This window comes from Alicyclobacillus dauci (genome assembly GCF_026651605.1).
GTDB classification, from domain to species: domain Bacteria; phylum Bacillota; class Bacilli; order Alicyclobacillales; family Alicyclobacillaceae; genus Alicyclobacillus; species Alicyclobacillus dauci.
On the sequence record NZ_CP104064.1, the window covers coordinates 989,267 to 1,004,751 of the forward strand.

13 protein-coding genes and 1 pseudogene are annotated in these 15,485 nt (G+C 52.5%); 8 read left to right on the top strand and 6 right to left on the bottom strand.

Going from position 1 to position 15,485, the window contains the following annotated elements; genetic code table 11:
- The first annotated feature begins 266 nt into the window (after positions 1-266).
- The 4 genes from fabL (at position 267) to NZD86_RS04915 (ending at position 2,543) form a co-directional block, all read left to right on the top strand.
- Entirely contained in the window at positions 267-1,022 is a 756-nt protein-coding gene (fabL, locus tag NZD86_RS04900) for an enoyl-[acyl-carrier-protein] reductase FabL (RefSeq protein ID WP_268046792.1), read from the top strand.
- Between the two features lie 12 nt (positions 1,023-1,034).
- The gene (locus tag NZD86_RS04905; protein ID WP_268045378.1) at positions 1,035-1,532 is read left to right on the top strand and encodes an acyl-CoA thioesterase; all 498 of its coding nucleotides are present in this window, start codon (positions 1,035-1,037) and stop codon (positions 1,530-1,532) included.
- 2 nt (positions 1,533-1,534) lie between these two features.
- Positions 1,535-2,293 (top strand): SDR family NAD(P)-dependent oxidoreductase, encoded by a 759-nt coding sequence (locus NZD86_RS04910; protein WP_268045379.1) that lies wholly within the window; start codon positions 1,535-1,537, stop codon positions 2,291-2,293.
- Between the two features lie 127 nt (positions 2,294-2,420).
- Positions 2,421-2,543 carry a hypothetical protein gene (locus tag NZD86_RS04915; RefSeq protein WP_268045380.1) on the top strand — a complete coding sequence of 41 codons (123 nt, stop codon included), beginning with the start codon at positions 2,421-2,423 and terminating at the stop codon, positions 2,541-2,543.
- A gap of 103 nt (positions 2,544-2,646) precedes the next feature.
- Here NZD86_RS04915 and NZD86_RS04920 read toward each other — a convergent pair whose 3' ends face one another.
- Positions 2,647-3,192 (bottom strand): GNAT family N-acetyltransferase, encoded by a 546-nt coding sequence (locus NZD86_RS04920; protein WP_268045381.1) that lies wholly within the window; start codon positions 3,190-3,192, stop codon positions 2,647-2,649.
- A 117-nt stretch (positions 3,193-3,309) separates the two neighbouring features.
- On the opposite strand from NZD86_RS04920, the gene NZD86_RS04925 reads away from it, so the two are divergent.
- The 3 genes from NZD86_RS04925 (at position 3,310) to NZD86_RS04935 (ending at position 7,838) form a co-directional block, all read left to right on the top strand.
- Positions 3,310-4,605, top strand: a complete 1,296-nt coding sequence (locus tag NZD86_RS04925; protein WP_268045382.1) for a PQQ-dependent sugar dehydrogenase — start codon at positions 3,310-3,312, stop codon at positions 4,603-4,605.
- 114 nt (positions 4,606-4,719) lie between these two features.
- Positions 4,720-6,513 carry a terpene cyclase/mutase family protein gene (locus NZD86_RS04930; RefSeq protein WP_268045383.1) on the top strand — a complete coding sequence of 598 codons (1,794 nt, stop codon included), beginning with the start codon at positions 4,720-4,722 and terminating at the stop codon, positions 6,511-6,513.
- Positions 6,514-6,665: 152 nt separating this feature from the next.
- Positions 6,666-7,838, top strand: coding sequence for a DUF2515 family protein (locus tag NZD86_RS04935; RefSeq protein WP_268045384.1), 1,173 nt, complete (start codon positions 6,666-6,668; stop codon positions 7,836-7,838).
- A 122-nt stretch (positions 7,839-7,960) separates the two neighbouring features.
- Here NZD86_RS04935 and NZD86_RS04940 read toward each other — a convergent pair.
- The 3 genes and pseudogenes from NZD86_RS04940 to ahlS form a co-directional block, all read right to left on the bottom strand.
- A pseudogene (locus NZD86_RS04940) lies at positions 7,961-9,404 on the bottom strand (NAD-dependent succinate-semialdehyde dehydrogenase).
- A gap of 98 nt (positions 9,405-9,502) precedes the next feature.
- Entirely contained in the window at positions 9,503-10,627 is a 1,125-nt protein-coding gene (locus tag NZD86_RS04945) for a zinc-dependent alcohol dehydrogenase family protein (protein ID WP_268045385.1), read from the bottom strand.
- Positions 10,628-10,675: 48 nt separating this feature from the next.
- Positions 10,676-11,524, bottom strand: a complete 849-nt coding sequence (gene ahlS / locus NZD86_RS04950) for an AhlS family quorum-quenching N-acyl homoserine lactonase (protein WP_268045386.1) — start codon at positions 11,522-11,524, stop codon at positions 10,676-10,678.
- A gap of 253 nt (positions 11,525-11,777) precedes the next feature.
- Between ahlS and NZD86_RS04955 the strand changes: the two genes are divergently transcribed.
- Positions 11,778-13,142: a sigma-54 interaction domain-containing protein gene (locus tag NZD86_RS04955; protein ID WP_268045387.1), complete on the top strand. Its 1,365-nt coding sequence runs from the start codon at positions 11,778-11,780 to the stop codon at positions 13,140-13,142.
- A gap of 160 nt (positions 13,143-13,302) precedes the next feature.
- Here the strand turns inward: NZD86_RS04955 and aroF are convergent, their stop codons facing one another.
- Both aroF and NZD86_RS04965 read right to left on the bottom strand, forming a co-directional pair.
- Complete coding sequence (gene aroF, locus NZD86_RS04960; protein WP_268046793.1) at positions 13,303-14,325, bottom strand: 3-deoxy-7-phosphoheptulonate synthase; 1,023 nt, start codon at positions 14,323-14,325, stop codon at positions 13,303-13,305.
- A complete protein-coding gene (locus NZD86_RS04965; RefSeq protein WP_268046795.1) occupies positions 14,325-15,473 on the bottom strand; it encodes an acyl-CoA dehydrogenase family protein in 1,149 nt (382 codons plus the stop codon). The genes aroF and NZD86_RS04965 overlap by 1 nt, the downstream gene beginning before the upstream one ends.
- Between the last annotated feature and the right edge of the window lie 12 nt (positions 15,474-15,485).

Genomic DNA, 15,485 nt, shown 5'->3' on the forward strand with positions numbered 1-15,485 from the left:
TTCTGTGGACATCCGAAGATAAGTTTATGACGTGAGGACATCAGTTTGTCCCCAGCATGAATATGATATCAAATCTAGCCTATTCCCGCGACTCGCAATGATGCGGTCATATACTCGACTTTGCTATGATGTAGAGGTATAAAAAAGCCCAGAGATTTTCCGATCCGCTCGTGAAACTCACATTTTTCTTTGGGACGCTCCGGGGGACACGTTATATTTGTTTGCTATTGATAGAGGAGGACAATTCCGTGGAACAGAACGGATATATGCGCTATCAGGATAAAGTGGTATGTGTGACAGGCAGCTCGCGAGGTATAGGCAAGCAGCTTGCTCTGCGCTTTGCTGCAGAAGGTGCCGATATTGTCATCAATTATTTCCGCAACGGCGATGCCGCGCGTGAAGTTGCTCAGGAAATCGAAGCTTTAGGGCGCAAAGCATTGCTCGTTCGCGCAAATATGGCACAGGAAGAAAAAATCATCAGCATGTTCGAAGAGATCCGTGATGAATTTGGCCGACTGGACGTATTCGTTCACAACGCGGCATCCGGGAGAAATCGACAAGCGATGGAAGTCGACGTAAAAGGTTGGGACTGGACGGTTAATGTCAATACGCGCGCGTTTCTCATCGGGGCCCAACAGGCGGCCCGGTTGATGCCGGAAGAGGGCGGGGCGATGTTGGCTTTGTCGTCGTTTGGGTCGGATCGGGTATTTCCATACTATACGACCGTCGGTGCCAGCAAAGCGGCACTCGAATCGTTAGTACGCTATTTTGCCATTGAGTTGGCAGCGAAGAAGATCAACGTCAACGCCATTTCAGCGGGTGCCGTTATGACCGATGCGTTAGGGCATTTCCCAGACATGGACAAGACCCTGGAAATGGTTGAAGAGAAAATGCCATATCACCGCATGGTTTCACCGGATGATATTGCGAACCTGGCTTTGTTCCTTTGCTCCAAGGAAGCAGAAATGGTACGCGGACAGACCATCAAGCTGGACGGCGGTATCACGCTCATGGTTCCGTAGCGGGTTGGCGATGTGGCGATTGTCAGTGCGGACGCGCGACCGAGTCTAGTTCACATCGATCACGACAGTACGGTTAAATTGAATTGTAAAGGGCGGGAAATGCGTTTGGATGGTTACCGTTTTTATTACGAGTTGCGTGTCCGCTGGTCGGAAGTGGATGGACAGCAAATCGTGTTTAATGCCAACTACCTGGCGTACATGGATCTGGCGTATGCAGAGTATTTGCGACGGGAATTGAAGTTGTCGAGCGGCCTGCCGAGCACTGTCATTGCCAAATCGACGTTACAGTTCCGGCAGTCTGCAGAGTTTGATGATGTCCTTCGGGTCTGGGTGCGGACGAGTCTCATCGGTCGAACAAGTATGACAGTGGACTTCGCTATAACGAGGGACGATGAGGTGTTGTTTGACGCGCAGACCATTTACGTTTATGTGGACAAAGAGACGAAGCGGCCAACGCCCGTTCCGGATGAGTGGCGTCGGACGATTGAAGAATATGAACAGGGGCGATAAGTGTGCGTTTTAACGGAGAAGTTGCAGTTGTCACGGGTGGAGCTGGCGGTATTGGTCACGCAAGTGCGAAGTTACTGGCCAGCCAAGGTGCGAGAGTGATCGTGGCGGATATTAACCCGGAAGCAGGAGAGGCGTCCGCAGAAGACATTCGCCAAGCGGGATTCGAGGTGCGATTTCATGAAGTGGATGTCACGGACTACGACAGTGTGGAGAAACTTGTTCAGTTCGCAACAGATACCTACGGGCAACTGGATATCATGTTTAATAATGCGGGTATTTTTAGTGACGGATCGAAAAATTTAATGGACATGCCTATTGAACAGTACAAGCGGATGATTTCCATCAATCAAGACGGCGTGTTCTATGGGATTCGTGCGGCGGCGAAGGCCATGAAGGAACGCGGTGGCGTCATCGTCAACACAGCGTCGATTTACGCCTACATCGCCGATAAGAATCAATTGCCGTACCACGCGAGCAAAGCGGCCGTGGTGGGTATGACGAAGGCCGCGGCGCTGGAGCTCGCACGGTATAACATTCGAGTTGTCGCGGTGGCGCCTGGGATGATCGATACTGGTCTAATCGATCCTTGGCGTGCCGATGAGAAGGTCTTTAACACCATTCAAAAGGCACACATGCGCCGCAAACTGGGCACGCCGGAGCAAGTTGCACAGGTGGTTGCCTTTTTGGCCAGTGACGAAGCATCTTTCATCAACGGACATGCTTACCTCGTCGACGACGGGGCGGCCGCGTTTAAACGCTGACATAAAAAGCCGCAGACCCGAATTTGCACATAGTGCCCAGGTGTGTCGTCGGACACCGGCAAGTGTCCCGGTCGCAGGAAAATGTTCTGCGTAGTCTATACCATCTCGCATAGAGGGGGGTCATGACATGTACGGAACATTCGGTGGTTACACACAATGGGCAGTGGTTTTCTTGATCATCTTTGTCCTGTTCTTCCTGTTGGTACCCGGATACGGTTACGGTGCAGGCGCAAGTTGCGGTGCCTACTAATTTCTTACAGGGAACGAAAGCAGCATCCCGCGGCTCAATTCTGCCCTGGGGAATGCGGGCCGCTTGCGAGCGGCCTTTTTGGTTCGAAAAATCCAAGATGCTCTTACAGCGGCCAGTTTTCACGCGTAATACTGAAAATCTCGTGATCCTCCCAGACGTCATGAATATTCAAGTAGTATCTGGCGAGCCCTTCGCGGATAAACCCAGCCTTTTTGATCACGCGAATGGAACGTTCGTTTCGAGGCATAATGGCTGCTTGTACGCGATGCAGTCCAGCTTGCGAGAACGCGAAGTCTACGGCCAACCGAACCGCTTCGGTCGCATATCCCCGTCCGTTGACCTTCTCGGAGATAAAGTAGCCAATAGTACAACTTTGCCAGGCCCCGCGCGCTACGTTACTCAATGTTACGCGGCCAACCAGCTCCCCTGTTGCGCTTTCACAAATGACAAACGTGTATGCGGTGTCGTTGAGCCACAAATCCTGTGCCTTCTGTTGGATTTCTAACTGGCCAGGTTCAGTGAAGTATACGACGGATCGCGTTGGTTCATATGGTGCAAGAAATGATCGGTTTTGTTGATAGAGGGTCACGATATCGCCCACGTTCGCCTCGTGTAACGGTTTCAACGAAATCGCCTTCTCATTTTCCAACAGTCATTCGACCCCTTTCAGTTTTCCTAGCATAACTCAATCTCAGAGAGGTCGCTACATATGCCTCTTGCTGCCGACATAGCTTCTAAAAAGGCGCAGAATAAGGAGGCCTCGGTATTGGAACGCAAAATCAACGCTGATGATATAGTTGTTCCGCCTGGCTACATCATCGAACCAGCATACACACAAGTGAACGTACCGACTGCTGTCGCGTTTTCCGAAGACGGAACTGTCTTTCTCACCGATGCGGGCATGACGGACGGCAATGGCAAGGTGCTCGTATTACGCGATGGGAAGTTCGACATATTGGCCCAGGGTTTCAAGCCACCTCTTGTGGGGATCACGTATCATGGGCGGCGTCTCTACATCGCACATCGAGGCCGCGTGACGGTGATGAAGCCGAGTGGTCAGCGAGAAGATATCGTCACGGGGCTACCCAGCTTTGGAGACCACGAGAACAATCCGATCGTCGTGGGTCCGGACGGCAAACTGTATTTCGGTCAAGGTACTGCAACGAATTCCGGCATCGTGGGTCCGGACAATCGTTGGCTAGCAGACAACCCGTATTTTCACGATCATGCCGGCGCAACCATACAACTCACCGGTCTCAACTTCGCGAGCAAAAACATTCTCACGCCGGCTTCTGACGAGATCGTTGAGACGGGGGCGTTTGTCCCTTACGGCGTTGCCACGGCGAAGGGGCAGTGGGTGCCCGGCGTTGTGCGTGCCAGTGGGAGTATTCTGCGGGTGAACAAGGACGGATCGGAACTCGAACAAGTCGCGTGGGGACTGCGCAATCCCTTTGGGCTTCAGTTTGATCCGACGGGGCGACTATGGACTATCAATAACGGCATGGACGAACGGGGCAGTAGACCTGTGGCGAATTGTCCAGACGAATTTCACGAGATTCTTCCCGGAACGTGGTATGGTTGGCCGGATTACGCCGCGGGAGAACCGGTTACGCAGCCATGGTTTGAATCAGACGGATTCAAACCGTCGTTTCTGTTCGCAGGGCATCCTATGATTCCCCCTCGCCCGTTCGCTTGCTTTGCTCCACACACCGCGGCAGCTGGGTTTGTCTTTAGCCACAGCCATCACTTCGGTCACGTCGGCGACGCCTTCATCGCGGAACTAGGCAGCGAGGCGCCGGCGACAACAGGCGGCAAACCTGCGCCGAAAGTAGGGCACCGTGTGTCAAGGCTGCAAATGCGAGACGGGGAACTGCACGCGTTTGCACAGAATCGCAGTCAACTCCCTGCCTCTCGCGACGGTGGCGGCGGTCTTGAGCGCCCTATGAACGTCTGTTTCGGTCCGGATAACACGCTCTATATTATCGACATCGGTATCCTGCGGGTTGGTAGAGGATTCGAGAAGCACACGGGCGTAGTGTGGCGTATGCGAAGACGTTCATAAGCCAGAGAGCATACTGTCGACCATAGGCATATGCTGTCGTAGATTGCCGGGGAAATACGATTCAGGGGATTCCCTGGCACACGAGACAGGACGGCCTCGGGAGGTGGTGGGGGTATGTACGATCACCTTATCAAAACCGCGATCGACAATGCTGCCAGACGTATTCTCATGCACCAGCGCGAGGACGGCGCGTTTGTATTTTGGAACGAATTGAATCCGCTATCGGATGCCGTAACGGTAATTTTTTTGTCGCTTATTGGCCAAGCGGATGACCCGTTGATTCCTCAGTTGTGTCGAGATTTGATAGAGGGGCAACAGGCGGATGGTACATGGGTTGCGTATCCCGACCAAGAAAGCAACGTTTCCGCAACAGTCCTTGCTTACTTCGCACTCAAGCTGGCCCGCTATCCTGTCCCGCCAGAGCGTATGGCGGCGGCCCGCCAAATGATTCTCCATCACGGCGGCATCAATCGTGCATCCAACCTTACAAAAATCATTCTTGCTATCGCGGGACAGATTCCCTGGACAGACCTGCCTTATCCATTTATCGATGTGGTGTTGTGGGAACCGGACGCATTCGTGAGTATTTACGACTTTGCCAGCTTCACCCGCCTTCACATGGTTCCGTTTATGCTCCTCTCGCACCTCCAGTTCCACTACAACTTACCGGAAGAAGTGGGCGTCAAAGACCTCGTGCATCCATCGTTTCACCTGTCGATCCCGCGTCTCCCCCAAAAGCACGACGAGGCAATCAATAGGTGCCGCGAGTTCATACTCGGGCGGCTTGAGGTAAACGGTACACTTGCGAGTTATCACCTAGCGACCGTGCTTGCTGCGTTTGCCCTAAAGGCAGTGGGGAGACCAGAGGACGCTGGCGTTATTGAGCGCGCGATTACTGGGTTGAAGGGAATGGTGGTCAGAAGGGGAGGGGCTGTCATTCAACAGCAGTTTACGTCGACTGTTTGGGACACGTCATTATCCATGCAGGCGCTGATTGCGACTCGCAATCCGATCACCCACGATGCTCTGAACCGAGGTGCCAGATACTTGTTGTCCAGGCAGAGCACCAGAGCATCCGATTGGCATGTCCATGCACCGAAGGCGCGTCCCGGTGGTTGGGGATTTTCTGATGTTAACCTGATGTATCCAGACGTAGACGACACCATCGCGGCGCTGGGAGCGCTCTATCCATTTAAGCATTCCCACTCCCTAGCGTGGCGGCGGGGAGCAAACTGGGTTCTCGCTATGCAGAATGATGACGGTGGTTGGTCCCCTTTTGACCACAATAGCAACAAAGCGTGGTTGGAGCACATCCCCATCAACGACATGGGCCGAGCGATGACAGACCCTTCGACGGCCGACATCACCGGGCGTGTATTGGCAACGATCGCGTCAACACATATCCACGCACCATCCGCCGTTGCCGATGGGGTGCAGTGGCTGCTTAGGCATCAGCGGGACGACGGATCGTGGTTCGGCCGGTGGGGCATTGCCTTTATTTACGGTACCTGGGCGGCGGTTCAGGGGCTCCGCTTATGTGGCTTGCCGGAAGGAACGTCGGCCATGCAACGGGCGCTTGCTTTCCTCGAGGGCATTCAACATGATGATGGAGGCTTCGGCGAGTCGTGTAAGAGTCACGAGGTGGACAGCTTCACGCCACTCTCAACCAGCACACCTTCACAGACCGCGTGGGGACTGATGGCCATGATGTTCGCGTCACCACGAAGGACGAAGCGTATTGATAGGGCTGCGGAGTATCTTCTCTCGCACACGGTGAGGCGCGGTGGCTGGTACGAACGATATCCGACCGGTGCAGCGGTGGCTGGGCAAGCCTACGTTCGCTATCACAGCTATCCATATGTGTGGCCGATACTTGCATTAAATATCTATCGCCGCCGGTATTTCTAGATTAGTGCCGAATCGCGGAATAAGCAGTTTCGAATGATTTGAATAAATCTGTCCGCATCCGTTGATATTGAATAGATTACGGCAGGAACAGAGTGAATAACGTGACGATGGGTTGTTGTTCACGGGTTACTGGCTGGTTATGAGGAACGACAATGTCTGTTTTGCATGGAATCGCGAATGAATTACGGCTGATTTGGCGTGTCGTGCAGGGGAAAAACCGCGGCCAGATTGTTAGTTTGGTTCGTCGTTTGCAGAAAGCGAGATCGACTTCTGTTCTGCCGACGTTGACTCCGGAAGAAGAGTCGCTCGTGCGAGAGATTCGAAAGGTGACTGAGGTCCATAACCGAAATAATTTGACCAGAACGAACGCATACTTGGACTTTTACCTGGCTCATCCAGAGGTTCACTGGGCGTTACTTGCACACATGGTATCCCGCAATGGCGGGTGGAGCATGACTGACGTCAAGGGAGAATGGTTTTCGCGAATTGCAGAAACCGTGGATGCGAACCGGTTCTTCTTATTCCTAGAGCGTGCCAACTGGCTGATTTTTGGTGACGCGTACCCACAACTGTTAGTTTACGCCGAAAGTGTCAAACGTGGCCGAGACCTGAGCCACTTGTTGGGCCACTTGGGCGTTTCTCGGTTCATGGAACCCATCTGGCCCGTCTTTTTGCAGACTCAGGATTCCTCCCTCATCACACGTGCCCTCATCATTAACGAGCAAAACTTCATCGAGGGACGCGTTATCCAAAACGCCGCATACGACTTCGAGGTCCTCTTGTCCATCGAGTTTCAAGCACAAAGTATCCTTGGCCTTAATCACGTGTTGATGCCGTTCCGAAAGGGAGATCGCGTGCGAGTTGCCGGGACGACCGTCAAGCAGTTTGGTTCCGTTGACGATAGAATACGCACAGGCAAACGTCTATACAGCATCCTGTTTCGGGACAACACGATGCACCGAGCTATCTACGATTGGGCACGTGAGGTTCAACACACAGGGTCGCGTGAAGATTATTGGCCGGACAGGTTCTCTCACACGTCCAGGAGCAATCTCTCATCCCGTTACGAGCCGATTTTTCTTCAAGACGTCTCATCCCACACACGAATTTACAGCCCGCGCCTGGACGAAGTATGGGAGGACGTGCAGCACCCTCCTGCTGAACCAGGTGACTGGTTCGTGGATGATCGCTACGTGATATATTTGTTCGATCCCGATCCAAAACACCCAGCCGACTTCACGGATACCTATGTGGAGAGTATCAAGACGATAGAGCACCTGATTCTAGCGAAGGAGAAACTGGAATCGCTCGTGGCATTGACATAGCGGAGGTGGCGCACATCGGTAAACAACGTGCATGAGTGGAACGCCTCAGCTAATCTGGGCGCTCAATATGTGTCCCTGCATCGACAAAACTTCCCTTAGAGAAGTGTATAAAGCTTCTTCTATTATTTCTGTATTCCAACAACGGATAGATATTTAATGTCAAGGTACTCTTGAATACCGTACAGACTGCCTTCTCGGCCAATGCCGGATGATTTCACACCGCCGAATGGCGCTTGCGCTCTTGAAGGCACTCCGTCATTCGCGCCAATGATTCCGTACTCCAATTTCTCCGAGAGTCGGAAGACGCGGCCCACATCACGAGTAAAGAAGTATGCCGCGAGACCGCACTGTGTATTGTTTGCAAATTGAATGACTTCTTCTTCGGTATCAAATGGAATGAGTGCCGCCACGGGACCAAACGTTTCTTCTTGCGTGACTAACATCGAGTGGTCAACATTTATTAGCACAGTTGGCTCAAAGAAATACCGTCTATCTCCAGTACGCTGCCCGCCCACAACGACTTTCGCGCCTTTGTTCACCACATCAGCGACGTGTCTCATTACCTTCGCGACCCCGCTCTGTTCGACGAGCGGCCCAACTTCTACACCTGTTTCCAGCCCATTACCAACGGTCATGCGTCCCATTCTGGCCGCCAGCTTCTCAGTGAATTCTTCGTATACAGCGCGGTGCACATAGAATCGGTTTGCTGATACACACGTCTCTCCCATCCCATGCATCTTACAAAGTATCGCGTTGTCGACGGCTGATTCCAAATTTGCGTCATCGAAGACAATAAAAGGTGCATGCCCACCGAGTTCGAGGGAGATACGCTTCACCGTATCTGCGGCTTGGCGCATAAGGATTTTGCCGACCTCAGTCGATCCGGTAAAAGACACTTTTCGCACTCGGAAATCATCCATGATCACTTTGACGAGGGAACTCGCATCTGTTCCGTTGACGATGGACAAAACACCCTGTGGTAGCCCTACCTCCTCCAAAATACGGGCAATCTCGAGGTCGGAGAGGGGAGTTAGCTCTGAAGGTTTAACAATCATCGTGCAGCCTGCTGCCAGAGCCGGACCGAGTTTTCGAGTGATCATGGCAGCTGGGAAATTCCAAGGTGTGATAGCGGCTGTGACACCGACGGCCGCTTCAGTACCATAATGCGCTTATCACGCGAACTGGATGGAATCGTATCGCCATAAATACGCGGCGCTTTTCTGCAAACCAGTCCAAAAATGACGCGGCGTATCTCACCTCTCCACGAGCCTCAGCAAGTGGCTTTCCCTCTTCAAGTGTCATAATGCGCGCCAGATGTTCCACGTGATCCCTCATCAGTTTTGCGGCATCGTGCAAGATTTTTGCTCGCTCTGCTGCCAGTGTATCAGCCCACTCTGGTTGAACGGACGCAGCAATATCGGCCGCAAGCTGCATGTCGCGTGTAGAAGCATTGGAGACCGTTGCGATAACTTGCTCCGTAGCCGGGTTGATGACTTCAAACGATCCGCTCGAGGCACCATCTGTCCATACGCCACCTATAAAGTTTTGATAGGATCCGAGTTCCATTCTAAAGTTCCCTCCTCACTAAGTGTAATCGTCAGTGGCTCGTCATCCTACCTAAAGAGTGACGAGGAGCCACTGTCTGCACTTCATTGCTGGGCCAGTTAGAATGTGACGATGAGTCGCGAAGCTTCGCCACGATCTAAGCGATCAAAGCCCTCGTTGATTTCGTCCAATGAAAGTCTGTCGGTCAATAAACGGTCCACCGGTAGTCGCCCCTGCTTGTATAAATCAATATATCGTGGGATATCTCTCGCGGGGACGCAACTTCCAACGTAGGAACCTTTAATCGTTCGCTCTTCCGCGGTAAGTGTAACCTGTGGGAAAGAAAACAAATGACTTGGGTCTGGTAAACCGGTAGTCACCGTGGTACACCCGCGACGGGTGATGCCGTACGCCGTCTGCATCGCAGGCACAGCGCCGGCTGTCTCAAATGCGTACTCGACGCCAACGTCCGTGGCGGAACGAATCTTCTGTACGACTTCCGGATCCCGCGCATCAAACGTGTCTGTCGCACCAAGTTCCATTGCAAACTCCAACTTCGTAGGATTGACGTCGACCGCCACAATCCTACGAGCACCGGTGACCTTGGCCCCGAGTAGGGCACTTAGCCCGACACCCCCAAGACCAATCACGGCTACACTGCTACCCGCCGGAACCTTCGCAGTGTTGACGACTGCCCCGACACCCGTCATGACGGCGCAGCCAAAAACTGCGACTTCGTCAAATGGGACTTCTGGATCTACTTTGACGAGTGAGTTTCGAGCGACCACCGCGTAGTCCGCAAACCCAGATACACCTAGATGATGCTGGATTTCGTGACCTTCGTGATGGAGCCGTCTTTCACCGGAGAGGAGCGTACCAGCACCATTGGCTGCGGCACCTGGTTCACAAAGTGCTGGTCTACCCTCTTGGCATGGAAGACAATGGCCACAGCTTGGAACGAATGCGCAAACGACGTGATCACCTGCTTTCAGATCTTGAATCCCCTCGCCGACTTCAAAGACTTCACCAGCTGCTTCGTGACCAAGTACCATAGGCGTTGGGCGGGGCCGGCTGCCGTTGATGACTGACAGGTCGGAGTGACAGAGACCTGCGGCGCGAATACGAACCAGGACTTCTCCTGGGCCTGGTGGGTCGAGATCGAGTGTTTCAATCTTTAACGGCTTACTTTCTGCATACGGTGCAGGCAAGCCCATTTCATGCAGGACGGCTGCTCGGATTTTCATAGATGCCACACTCCTCCTTCACTGACTCATTGCGTTGGGGATAAACAGTTACTCGTAATACCCTTCTGTTGATTTCCGGAACGTCTCGAACTGGTTGGCATCGTGGCCGAACCAAATTTCTGAGTTGGTTTCGTTGGCAAGTCGCCGGATGCGTTCAACGGTTTTCACAAATCCGACGGAGTCGTAGATGATACCAGGTGGCTTCACCGGGGGGCCGTAGCTTTCCGCTGTGTAGATGGCATCGGAGGCCAGAATAATGTTCCCTTTCTCAGGAAGAGAAACTTGCAGGCCCAGCATACCCCAGGCATGACCGCTGCCAAAGTTAAGGACTTTGACTCCTTCAGCTAGCAACACACCATCTTCATCGCGCTTGATGGTTCGCCACTGAAGATTGTTTTTAATCCAGGCGTCGATGTCGCCCCAGATGTATGCACCAGCCTTTTGATTGCGCGCGTAAACCTGCAGTGCACCGTTGAATTCATCTTCATGCACAATAACGGTTGCATTTGTAAACATCTCTAGGCATCCAGCGTGATCGAGATGGAGATGCGAGGCAATGACGAACTTAATGTCCTCTGGACGAACTTTCAGTTGTTCTAGTCGATTATGGAGATAGCATTCTTCGCTCGCCTGCCAGGGAAATGTGGATTGTGTCACTTCAGCCCATCGACCGCTCGCTCCCATTGAATTGGGATTACAGGATGTGTCAAACAGGATTTTCCCTTCAGGGTGGTCAATTAGGACTGTGTAAATCGGAAATTCAACCATTACGGAAGGTACAGTGGGGTTTTCGACTGTTGCCGGGTTATGCATGGCAATCATCCAGTTCTTATCCATGCTCATTCGGCCATTGTCCATCACGTACAATTTCGGATGCGCTTTCACAATGCTTGCCATAGTTCTACACCCTTTCGACGTGAGATTGTGCTTTCATAGATATATAAGCAATATTCGTGCCAACATAACGATTTCGCTTGTTATCGATAAATTAGAAGGTGAGACACACTCGAGTGGTGATAAAGTTCACCAAAATTTGCGTAGATATGAACGATTTACAGAACTGTATGGCCGGTGCTATATTTCACCTAAAGGTGAATCAGTTCACCAGATTTTTATGCCATGTATGCGCATTCACATGCTGGGGGTGGCCATGAAAAACATGAATACCCGGTTGCATGAAGAGTTGGCTGAGGTAATCGAGTGGTTTCCAGATGGTGTATATGTGGTGGACGGTGAATGCCGAACCTTGTTAGTCAACTCAGCTTATGAGGAACTATCAGGCTCAAATCGGCGAGACTTAATTGGAAGAACGATGAGCGAATTAATTCAAGCAGGGTTCATCAGTGAATCCGTATCTATCCTTGTCCAAAAGACCAAGCACTCCGAATCATTGATGCAGGTGTTAAAGAACGGGAAAGAAGTGATGGTTACAGGAAACCCGGTTTTTGACGACAGGGGAAACCTTCAACTCATTGTCACAAGTGTTCGAGACATGACTGCTCTTAACCGTGTGACTTTGGACCTGGAGAAGGCGATTGGACTATCAGAATTGAACAAACATCACTACCACGTCGCATTGGATCAAGAACCGGTGGTGATATGGGAAAGCAAGCATATGCGTGAGGTTATGGAGAAGGTGAAACAGGTGGCCCCATACCCCACGAGTGTACTTATTTTAGGGCCGTCTGGCGTTGGCAAGGAGATCATTGCGAATTGTATTCACCAGATGAGCGAACGTAATCATCAGCCGTTTGTGAAAGTAAATTGTGCTGCCATTCCTGATGCCCTGCTCGAATCCGAATTGTTTGGATATGAATCCGGAGCATTTACAGGGGCACGTCGTGAAGGGAAGGCTGGACTCTTCGAACTGGCAGACGGTGGAACGATTCTACTTGATGAAATAGGTGACATGCCATTATCAGTCCAAGTGAAACTATTAAGGATACTCCAGGATCTACAAGTTTTACGTGTTGGTGGTACACGACCTCGGTCGGTCAATGTCCGGGTGATTTCCTCCACAAATCAGGATCTGCGCACCCTTGTTGGCGAGAGGCGGTTTCGTGAAGACTTGTATTATCGCCTGCAGGTGATCGAAATCAAAATAAAACCGCTCAGTGAGCGGCCACAAGATGCAAATGCGCTGATTGGCCACTATTTTGATTGTTATTCCACGAAGTATCGGATTCCAAAACGCCTGCGCAAGGACACGGTTGAGATGCTCAATAGGTACAATTGGCCGGGGAATGTACGTGAGTTGAAAAACATGATGGAAAGTTTAGTGGTCTCCGTACCTTCCCTTGTCATAGCCCCACATCATCTGCCACTCCACGTCCAAACCACGAAAGATACGAAACGAGTATTGTCGTTGAAACGGAGACTCGAGCAGTTCGAGCAAGAAATCGTCATGGAGGCTTTAAATGAATACGCATCGTTTCGCAAGGCAGCCGCGGCTTTAGGCGTTGATCATTCAACACTGGTGAAGAAAGTGCAACGCTGGTCAAAGGCAGTTAAGTAACCCAGATGCTGACAAACAACAGAACGAGCCAGTGGCAAGACACCTAGTTACACCAAAATCCCACGACAGTTGGATAGGAGGGGCTAGGCTCCGCCCAGCCCTTCACTCCCGCTTACATACAATCAATGTGAGTTTTGTTTCACCTACGCTGCGCCGCCTCTTACGCGTGAACCAACGCCCGTGCCGAGTCCAATTCCGGGTGCAGCGCGCTCGCAACGCGGTTCACGTCGTCCACCATCAGGTTGAACTCGTCGAAGTCCAGCGTTTGCGACGCATCCGACCACGCCTTTGCGGGATTCGGGTGGATTTCCACAATGACGCCCGCTGCACCAGCTGCGATGCCAGCGCGTGCCATGGGGCGAACAAACTGCGCTTTGCCGACGCCGTGGCTTGGATCGACGACGATAGGCAAATGCGAGAGGTGTTGGACAACGGGTACAGCATTTAGATCCAACGTGTTGCGTGTGGCCGTTTCGTAGGTCCGAATGCCGCGTTCGCAAAGAATGACGTTTGGATTTCCTTCGGCCAAGATGTATTCAGCGGCCATTAACCACTCTTCGATGGTGCCAGAAAGACCTCGTTTGAGCATGACTGGCTTGCCGGATTTTCCTGCCGCACGTAACAGTGGGTAGTTCTGCATGTTTCGTGCGCCGATTTGGAGAATGTCGACATATTCCGCTACGAGCGCAACCTTGTCGGGCTCCATGACTTCCGAAATAATCGGCAGTCCAGTTTTTTCGCGTGCGATGGCCATCATTTTCAAGCCTTCTTCGCCGTGTCCCTGGAAGCTGTACGGGGATGAACGAGGCTTGAAGGCCCCACCGCGAAGCACATTTCCACCAGCTTTTTTCACCGCTTGGGCGATCTCGACGATGTTGTCAAGCGATTCAACGCTGCATGGTCCAGCCATGATCACCGGTTTCGATCCGCCAATGATCTGCCCGCGAACGTTGATAACGGTATTTTCAGGATGGAACTCGCGGCTTGCAAGTGGATATGGACTCTTAATGGGAACGACGCGTTCCACTTGGGGAAGCGCACCAACGATCTCCTGTAACTTTTCGTCATTGCCAGGAACGACCACGGTGGACGGTCCGGCCTGATATCCTGTAAACCCAGCCTCCTGGATACGATCCAACACGTGTGTAACCTCTTTTACCTTCGACGAGAGCACAATAACCATCATGATTCGCTCCTTTCATGTCGTTGTGCGCGTTTTAGCACGTCACGCACAATCACCATCTTCTGTATTTCCGAGGTGCCTTCTTCAAATCGCTGCATGCGAGCATCCCGATAGATTCGTTCCATTTCTGACGATTTGAAATAGCCGGCACCACCGTGTATTTGCAGTGCCTTATCAGTGACACGTTGTAGCATCTCAGTTCCAAACAACTTGGCCATCGCCGCCTGAGTCGAGATGACCTTACCTTGGTCAAACAGTTCAGCAGCGTACAGACACAGCCGCCGAGCAGCTTCGATGTCGGTGGCCATTTCTGCTAACCACATTTGAATCGTTTGCCGCTTCGAGAGCGGTTGGCCGAATGTGACGCGGTTCATGGCGTGCCCGGCTGCCAATTCCAGCGATCTCGCCGCAGCACCGACGCAAGTCATGCCAATCGCTGTGCGACTGGGATCGAGAAAGCCGCGGAACGCGACATCGAGGCCATCCCCTTCTTCACCTAAGCGGTGACTGACCGGAACGCAACATTCTTTCAATCGCAGGTGTCCGTGGCCAGTCCCGGTGATACCCATGGCCGGGGGCATGAGCTCAATGTCGAGCCCCGGTGTGGTGCGCGGCACGAGCAGGGCGAGTGTCCCTTCGCCGCCACTGGAGCCTTCCAATCGGCAGAAAAGAAGGAAGTAGTCAGCAATGTCGCTGAAAATGATCATCCACTTCTCGCCGTTGACGACGTATTCGTCGCCCTCCCGGCGCGCCGTCGTCTTGATGTCTGCACCGGACCCTGAATTCGGTTCGGTCAGCGTGAATGTGATGCGGTGGCGGCCGGCGATGAGGGGCAGCACAAATTTCTCGCGCTGCTCCTGTGTGGCTTTGCTGTCAACGGATCGCCACAGGCTGTTCATGACATGGACGATGACCCGCATCGATCCGTGCATGTGAGCAAATTTCTCTAACAACTGCAGATACTCTACAAACGTCAAACCATGACCGCCGTAATCGCGCGGTGCTGCTAATCGGAGGAAGCCGTGCTCGTTGAGATCGTCCCAAACGGCCTGTGGTACGGTACCGGATTCTTCGATGGTCTTGGCCCATGTTCGGGCGGGACCGTCGACATAGGCCTCTACCGCGGATTTCCATTCGTCAAAGGTCATGTAACCCACTCT

Coding starts and splice junctions, on each gene's coding strand:
- fabL (WP_268046792.1), top strand. CDS start 267: ATGCGCTATCAGGATAAAGTGGTATGTGTGACAGGCAGCTCGCGAGGT.
- NZD86_RS04915 (WP_268045380.1), top strand. CDS start 2,421: ATGTACGGAACATTCGGTGGTTACACACAATGGGCAGTGGTTTTCTTG.
- NZD86_RS04930 (WP_268045383.1), top strand. CDS start 4,720: ATGTACGATCACCTTATCAAAACCGCGATCGACAATGCTGCCAGACGT.
- NZD86_RS04935 (WP_268045384.1), top strand. CDS start 6,666: ATGTCTGTTTTGCATGGAATCGCGAATGAATTACGGCTGATTTGGCGT.
- NZD86_RS04945 (WP_268045385.1), bottom strand. CDS start 10,627: ATGAAAATCCGAGCAGCCGTCCTGCATGAAATGGGCTTGCCTGCACCG.
- ahlS (WP_268045386.1), bottom strand. CDS start 11,524: ATGGCAAGCATTGTGAAAGCGCATCCGAAATTGTACGTGATGGACAAT.
- NZD86_RS04955 (WP_268045387.1), top strand. CDS start 11,778: ATGAAAAACATGAATACCCGGTTGCATGAAGAGTTGGCTGAGGTAATC.
- aroF (WP_268046793.1), bottom strand. CDS start 14,325: ATGGTTATTGTGCTCTCGTCGAAGGTAAAAGAGGTTACACACGTGTTG.
- NZD86_RS04965 (WP_268046795.1), bottom strand. CDS start 15,473: ATGACCTTTGACGAATGGAAATCCGCGGTAGAGGCCTATGTCGACGGT.